The organism is Flavobacterium sp. P1_E4 (genome assembly GCF_056405915.1).
The window spans coordinates 415,064-422,149 of the sequence record NZ_JBFUBE010000002.1 but is presented as its reverse complement, the minus strand read 5'-3'; the positions used below and the strand labels follow the sequence as shown (position 1 = coordinate 422,149).

The 7,086-nt window shown below is 35.3% G+C and carries 5 protein-coding genes and 1 tRNA gene; 4 read left to right on the top strand and 2 right to left on the bottom strand.

Features of this window, described 5'->3' with window-relative positions; genetic code table 11:
- Nucleotides 1–883: 883 nt before the first annotated feature.
- Nucleotides 884–965: transfer RNA gene (locus AC1DY0_RS03625), tRNA-Leu, on the bottom strand.
- A 108-nt stretch (nucleotides 966–1,073) separates the two neighbouring features.
- Between AC1DY0_RS03625 and AC1DY0_RS03620 the strand changes: the two genes are divergently transcribed.
- Together AC1DY0_RS03620 and AC1DY0_RS03615 are read left to right on the top strand one after the other, a co-directional pair.
- The gene (locus tag AC1DY0_RS03620; RefSeq protein ID WP_477187305.1) at nucleotides 1,074–2,462 is read left to right on the top strand and encodes a dipeptidase; all 1,389 of its coding nucleotides are present in this window, start codon (nucleotides 1,074–1,076) and stop codon (nucleotides 2,460–2,462) included.
- 239 nt (nucleotides 2,463–2,701) lie between these two features.
- Nucleotides 2,702–2,968: a hypothetical protein gene (locus tag AC1DY0_RS03615; protein WP_477187304.1), complete on the top strand. Its 267-nt coding sequence runs from the start codon at nucleotides 2,702–2,704 to the stop codon at nucleotides 2,966–2,968.
- Nucleotides 2,969–3,227: 259 nt separating this feature from the next.
- Here the strand turns inward: AC1DY0_RS03615 and AC1DY0_RS03610 are convergent, their stop codons facing one another.
- On the bottom strand, nucleotides 3,228–4,598 hold the full coding sequence (locus AC1DY0_RS03610; RefSeq protein ID WP_477187303.1) for a saccharopine dehydrogenase family protein: 1,371 nt from the start codon (nucleotides 4,596–4,598) through the stop codon (nucleotides 3,228–3,230).
- Between the two features lie 322 nt (nucleotides 4,599–4,920).
- Between AC1DY0_RS03610 and AC1DY0_RS03605 the strand changes: the two genes are divergently transcribed.
- On the top strand, nucleotides 4,921–5,316 hold the full coding sequence (locus AC1DY0_RS03605) for a DUF423 domain-containing protein (protein WP_477187302.1): 396 nt from the start codon (nucleotides 4,921–4,923) through the stop codon (nucleotides 5,314–5,316).
- A gap of 72 nt (nucleotides 5,317–5,388) precedes the next feature.
- The gene (gene pckA, locus AC1DY0_RS03600; RefSeq protein ID WP_477187301.1) at nucleotides 5,389–6,990 is read left to right on the top strand and encodes a phosphoenolpyruvate carboxykinase (ATP); all 1,602 of its coding nucleotides are present in this window, start codon (nucleotides 5,389–5,391) and stop codon (nucleotides 6,988–6,990) included.
- The last annotated feature ends 96 nt before the right edge of the window (nucleotides 6,991–7,086 follow it).

The following is a 7,086-nucleotide window of genomic DNA, read 5'->3' as shown; positions in this document are numbered from 1 at the left end:
CTTCTCTTTTTCTCAGCAGTATTTCAAGGAACGTTACGCGTTTTGCGGGGTGCAAAAATAGCTTACGTTTTCGAATCTCACAAGCTTTTTTAAATCTTTTTTTGAAAATAAATTTTCGTTTCGATTTCGTGGGCTTGTCAGGATTTCTAGGAACGTCTGCGTCGTTGCGGGTGCAAAAGTAGCTCCTTTATTCGTGTAAACAATGGCTTTTTTAGCCTTTTTTCAAAGTATTTTTTAATCCTCTGGTATGTTGTCTTTTATGGGACGCATTTTTTGAGACTTTGACATTTTAGTAGCTTTCTTTTATAGCCTTTTTGAGGTTTTACCAACGTTTTCGGACTTTGATTGATTTTTTCAATACCAAATTGAAGATAGACAAAACGATTTTACTTGAGCAAAAGGGGAGATTTTTACGAATTTGTTTCCAGGTCTTTCTCTCCTATATATAAAGGTGTGGATTTATTGCTTTCTTTCTTATGAAAACCCCAGACCCTAGCCCCGATAGCAGTGGAAATCCTTGTGGTCCGGAGTTCGGACCACAAGATTGTAGCGGATAGCGGGATTAAGCTCCAGAATATTGGAGGAATTAATTAATGTGTTTGATCTGAAATCTTCACCTATATATAGGTAACAAAAAATTGCAAAAACACTACAAAAACACAAAGACCAAAATCTATATCCATTCACAAAATCATCTGACAAACTTTTAGAATGAATTTTGTCAGATTACGAGGTTCTATATTACTGACTAAAAAAGGAATTAAAACAAAAAAGCTTCTCGAGAGAAGAGCCTTTAGCAAGAACAACAGAGCTTTTCAAAAAACGAGATAAGTCTCTCACAAATTTGCATAAAAAAAACCCAAACATATGTTTGGGCTTTCTGTGCGGATAATAGGACTCGAACCTACACGCCTTGCGGCACCAGATCCTAAGTCTGGCATGTCTACCAATTTCACCATATCCGCGTAATTGTGGGTGCAAAGATAATCATATCTTCGAGTTTTCAAAGGATTTTTTTAAAAAAATATTCATTCTCTTTTTTGTATTTTTGATCCTCAAAAAAATTTGATCCAATGGAAGATATAAAATTATATGTTACAAAACACAAAGATCGGTTTATCAATGAGTTAATTGAATTGTTGAAAATTCCATCCGTAAGTGCAGACACCGCTTTTTCTCAAGATGTTCTCAATACTGCTGATGCTGTTAAAGCAAGTTTAGTAAAAGCTGGATGCGATTTTGTAGAAATTTGCGAAACCGCAGGCTATCCTATCGTTTACGGAGAAAAAACAATCGACCCAAAATTGCCTACCGTTTTAGTCTACGGTCATTATGATGTTCAACCGGCAGATCCATTAGAATTATGGACTTCTCCCCCATTTGAACCCGTTATTAAGAAAACAGAAATCCATCCCGAAGGCGCTATTTTTGCCAGAGGTTCTTGTGATGACAAAGGTCAAATGTATATGCACGTAAAAGCTTTTGAATACATGATTCAAAGCAACACTTTGCCTTGCAACGTAAAATTCATGATTGAAGGTGAGGAAGAAGTTGGCAGCGTTAACCTAAAAACCTTTGTGGAAAACAATACCGAGAAACTAAAAAATGACGTGATTTTGATTTCGGATACCGGAATGATTTCCAATCAGCAACCTTCTATCACCACAGGTCTTCGCGGTTTGAGTTATGTGGAAGTAGAAGTTACGGGACCAAATCGTGATTTACATTCTGGACTGTACGGAGGTGCTGTTGCCAATCCTATAAATGTTTTAGCAAAAATGATTGCTTCCTTACATGACGAAAACAATCACATTACGATTCCAGGATTTTATGACAATGTTCAAGAATTGTCACTGGAGGAAAGAGCCGAAATGGCCAAAGCTCCTTTTAATCTAGACAACTACAAGAAAGCACTAAACTTGAATGATATCTATGGTGAAAAAGGATACGTAACCAATGAGCGTAACTCCATTCGCCCTACGCTGGATGTCAACGGAATTTGGGGAGGTTACACTGGAGAAGGTGCAAAAACCGTAATTGCGAGTAAGGCATTTGCCAAAATCTCCATGCGATTGGTACCAAACCAAGATTGGGAAGTCATCACCGACTTGTTCACCAAACATTTCACCAACATTGCTCCGGCAGGCGTTACCGTAAAAGTTACTCCTCATCATGGCGGCCAAGGTTATGTGACTCCTATAGACAGCATCGGCTACAAGGCGGCCAACATGGCTTATACCGAAACCTTTGGTGTTCCTGCAATTCCGGTCCGTTCTGGAGGAAGTATTCCTATTGTTGCCTTGTTCGAAAAAGAGCTAAAAAGCAAAACTATACTTATGGGCTTTGGCCTTGACAGTGATGCTATTCACTCGCCAAACGAACATTTCGGGATTTTCAATTATCTGAAAGGGATCGAAACAATTCCGTTGTTTTACAAATATTTTGTGGAATTAAGCAAATAAGATTCCTCTAACATTATCTAAATCCGTTCTCTGTGAGCGGATTTTTTTTGCACTTTTCTCAAAACAACTTTGATTTTAATTAGGAGCTAATTCCAGCTGTACACTATATCTGTTGTCCCGAACCCCGGGACAACAGGATGCCGTTTCCATCTGGGCTAGGGCTTTAGGTCTTCTAAGAAAAATAAATTTTATCTTATATAAAAAAAATAATTATACATTTATGATACCAAAAATATTATATGCGCCCCTTCTTAATTTATCTAATGCTTATCGGATTTCTATTTAGCTGTAAACCAAAGCAACTCAATCAAAAAGTAAACAAACAGAGAGAAGGTCTTTGGATAGAAAACTACAGTCAAGACAGTTCAAATTATAAATCTGTTGGAAACTATCATAATGGCGAGCCAATAAAAAAATGGACATATTATTTGAACGGTAAACGCATAAAAAAGGAAAACTATTCAAAACTCATACTGCAGAACAAAAAACTACTTCAAAAATGGTAAAGTCGAATCGAAAGGAATAACAAAAATAACAACTGAAGACGAACAAACACATTGGTTTTATAATGGCAAATGGAAATATTACACCGAAAAAGGGAAACTGATTTTAATACGCAAATACGATAATGGCGAAGTAGTTTCTGAACAAGAAATAGAATGATTTTATAACTATATAATTAGATACCAAAAAACAAAATCCGCTTCTTTCGAAGCGGATTTGTCTAAAAAAAAATTTAAAAAAAATCTAAAATTAAAAAAAACCTCAACTAAAAACTTTATCAGGATTATAACCTATATAAGGCATCGCTTGCTCATTAAAAACAACTCCGTATTCTTCTAACTCATTCAAAATCGGAAGGTACACTTCTTTACGAATAGGAAGTTGTACTCCTGGAGTTGTGATCTTACCATTCAAGATTAACAAAGTAGCCATTGCAACTGGCAACCCTACTGTTTTGGCCATCGCAGTATACGTTTGATCTTCACCTATACAAACCATTTTGGAATCTATTTGCTTTTCTTCACCATTGAGGACAAATCCAAATTTGTGATACATCACAATCATATCCTTATCATCTGGTTCTAAAGTCCAACTATCAGTAAGTATTTTTTCAAGAATCTGTGCAGGTGTGGCATTTTTCAATCCTACTTTTTTATTTCGATTGAATAAATCCAATTCCAATAATTTATCCCACATGATATCGTCTTGGTCAATTTTTAGAATCAAACGCATTTTGATTTCAACTGAATCCGTTGGATGATAAGGAAGGAACGAATTCACAAATTGACGGTAACTCATGTTTTCAGAGTTCTCCATAATATAGCTATCATCTGTCATCCCCAATTGCACAAACATATTCCAAGCTTTAGAAAAACCAACTCTTCGAATCGTACCTCTATATAAGGTAAGCACATCGTCTAGACCGTAAACACTTCTGTACTTAAGCGAATCCCTATTCGAATAGGCTTCAAATTTACCGTAACCTTCTACCTCCAAAAATTCGGTTCTACGAAACAAATTCACATACGGGATGTATTTATAAGCGCCTTCCTGAATGAACTTGGCAGCTCCTCCTTGTCCAGCAAGCACCACATTCCTTGGAGCCCAAGTAAATTTATAATTCCATAAATTATTGTCAGATTCTGGAGCTACAAGACCTCCGCAAAAAGATTCAAACAAAAGCATTTTGCCTCCTTGTTCCCTAATCTCGTCAATCACTTTCATGGCACTCATGTGGTCGATTCCTGGATCAAGTCCAATTTCGTTCATGAAAATTAGATTGTTTGCTTTGGCTGCCTCATCCAACTCTTGCATCGCATCACTTATATAGGAAGCCGTCACAAGATGTTTTTTATAAACGATACAATCTCTTGCTACTTCAATATGAAGGTGAGCCGGCAACATGGATATTACAATGTCAGCTTTTTGAATTGCATTTTTTCTTTGATTCTCATCAAATATATCTAAAGCGATAGGAGTTGCATTTGGATGATTATTTGTCTTTTTTTGAGCTAAATCCAAAGACAAATCACCTATAATAAGATGCAATTCTTCGGATACCGATTTTTTCAAAAGGTATTGTATCAACGAAGAAGCAGACCTTCCTGCCCCAATAATAAGAATTGTTCTCATGACTTATTTTATTTTAAAAACGTAATATTATACATTTCAATATATTCTTCTTGTTAAACAGGATATATTTATCCCTATTTAAAACAGATTACATTTTGACTGTTTTAAAAATATAACACAAACATACAATATTGTTGTATTTATAACAAACGATTTTTAAAAAACATTTACAGTTAAAATCAATTTGCCATTTTCGAAAAAGAAGAAAAAAGCTCAAATACCTATGTTTTGAGTTACTAAAAAACTACTTTTATCATTGCATACAAAACACTTTCAGTTTAAAAATATTAGAAATACTTTTGCCTTTTATAAAACAAAAATAATGGATAAAAAAATAATTACAACGTCGGCCATTTTAGGAATGATAGCAATAATTTTAGGTGCTTTTGGCGCACATGCCCTAAAAAAAGTACTCACTATTGAACAACTTACTACTTTTGAAACCGGTGTACGGTATCAAATGTACCATGCTTTGTTTTTATTGTTTATCGGAACAACAACTATAATTCGTCAAAAATCAAAAAAAACAATCTATAATTTGACCGTTTTTGGAGTCGTACTATTTTCTGGCTCCATTTACCTTTTGGCTACCAATTCCTTGATGCCAATTGATTTCAAAATATTTGGATTCGTTACACCAATTGGGGGGATATTTCTTATTTCTGCATGGTTCCTACTGTTTTTTGACTTAATAAAACCAATAAAAAAAGAAAAATAAAATTTAATATGGTTCTAAAAAAAATTATACTTTTGCGGTGAAATAAACAACACTCAAAAAAATTTATTTTTTATGGACAACTACGCTTTGTTTACGAAATCGATTTCGTTAAAAGAACTGGGAATTGAAAATGCCAAAATTCAGTATCAACTAACCCCTAATGAGTTACACGATATTACCATTCAATCTGGACAGGGAGTTGAAAATTCTACTGGAGCATTAGCAATAAATACCGGAGAATTTACAGGACGTTCTCCACAGGATCGTTTTATTGTAAAAGATAGTATTACCGAGGACAAAGTATGGTGGGGAAAAGTAAACATTCCTTTTGAACCAACTGCTTTTGATGCTCTTTACAAAAAAGTTACCGCTTACTTATCTAACAAAGAGATTTTTGTTAGAGATTCTTATGTTTGTGCCGATACCAATTACAGATTAAATGTTCGTGTGGTAACCGAAACCGCTTGGGCCAATTTGTTTTGTCACAACATGTTTCTAAGACTTACTAATCAAGAACTAGAAAATTTCACACCGGAGTGGACTGTAATTTGCGCTCCTGGATTCATTGCAGACCCAGCCATTGATGGAACCCGCCAAGGGAATTTTGCAATCTTAGATTTTACAAAAAAGATTGCGTTAATTGGAGGCACAGGATATACCGGAGAAATGAAAAAAGGAATTTTCTCGGCATTGAACTTTATTCTACCTGTTTTCAAAAATACATTACCGATGCACTGTAGCGCTAATGTCGGAGAAGATGGAGATACTGCCATATTCTTTGGTTTGTCAGGAACAGGGAAAACAACTTTATCTGCAGATCCTGCACGAAAACTAATTGGTGATGATGAGCACGGATGGACTAACGAAAATACTGTTTTCAATTTTGAAGGAGGATGCTATGCGAAAGTGATCAATCTTACTGAAGAGAACGAACCAGACATTTTCAGAGCTATTAAAAAAGGAGCTATTCTTGAAAATGTGGTTTTCAAAGCAGGGACTAATGAAGTAGATTTTGAAGATGTTTCTATCACTCAAAACACAAGAGTAAGCTACCCTATTGACCATATCGATAACATTCAGCCTGGTTCTATTGGAAAAAATCCAAAAAACATATTTTTCTTAACTGCCGATGCTTATGGGATTTTACCTCCTATATCCAAACTAACTGCTGGGCAAGCCGCTTATCACTTTATATCTGGATATACTGCAAAAGTAGCTGGAACAGAAGCAGGTGTTACAGAACCACAACCTAACTTTTCAGCTTGTTTTGGAGCGCCTTTCATGCCATTACACCCAACAAAATACGCAGAAATGTTGAGCAAAAAAATGAAAGATGCCAATGTAAAAGTTTGGTTAATCAACACTGGATGGACTGGTGGACCTTATGGTACTGGAAGTCGAATGAAATTAAAATTCACTCGCGCCATGATTACAGCAGCATTAAAAGGACAATTAGACACTGTCGATTTTATCAATCATGATGTATTTGGAATTGCAATTCCACAATCTTGCCCAGAAGTACCTAGTGAAATTCTAAATCCAAGAAACACTTGGGAAGACAAAGAATTATACGACAAAAAAGCTACTGAGTTGGCTCATAAATTTGAAGAGAATTTTGCCAAATTTAAAGAATTTGCCAATGCCGAAATAATGGCAGGAGCACCGATCGCTTAGTTAATTTTAATTCAATACGTAAAAGAGCTGTTCGATAACGAACAGCTCTTTTTTTGTTTATAAAAAAGTCTAACCAAAAACAAATCAACAATTTAA

Excerpts from the sequence above, each read along its gene's own strand:
- AC1DY0_RS03620 (WP_477187305.1), top strand. The coding sequence starts at position 1,074 with ATGGAAGATATAAAATTATATGTTACAAAACACAAAGATCGGTTTATC.
- AC1DY0_RS03615 (WP_477187304.1), top strand. The coding sequence starts at position 2,702 with ATGCGCCCCTTCTTAATTTATCTAATGCTTATCGGATTTCTATTTAGC.
- AC1DY0_RS03610 (WP_477187303.1), bottom strand. The coding sequence starts at position 4,598 with ATGAGAACAATTCTTATTATTGGGGCAGGAAGGTCTGCTTCTTCGTTG.
- AC1DY0_RS03605 (WP_477187302.1), top strand. The coding sequence starts at position 4,921 with ATGGATAAAAAAATAATTACAACGTCGGCCATTTTAGGAATGATAGCA.
- pckA (WP_477187301.1), top strand. The coding sequence starts at position 5,389 with ATGGACAACTACGCTTTGTTTACGAAATCGATTTCGTTAAAAGAACTG.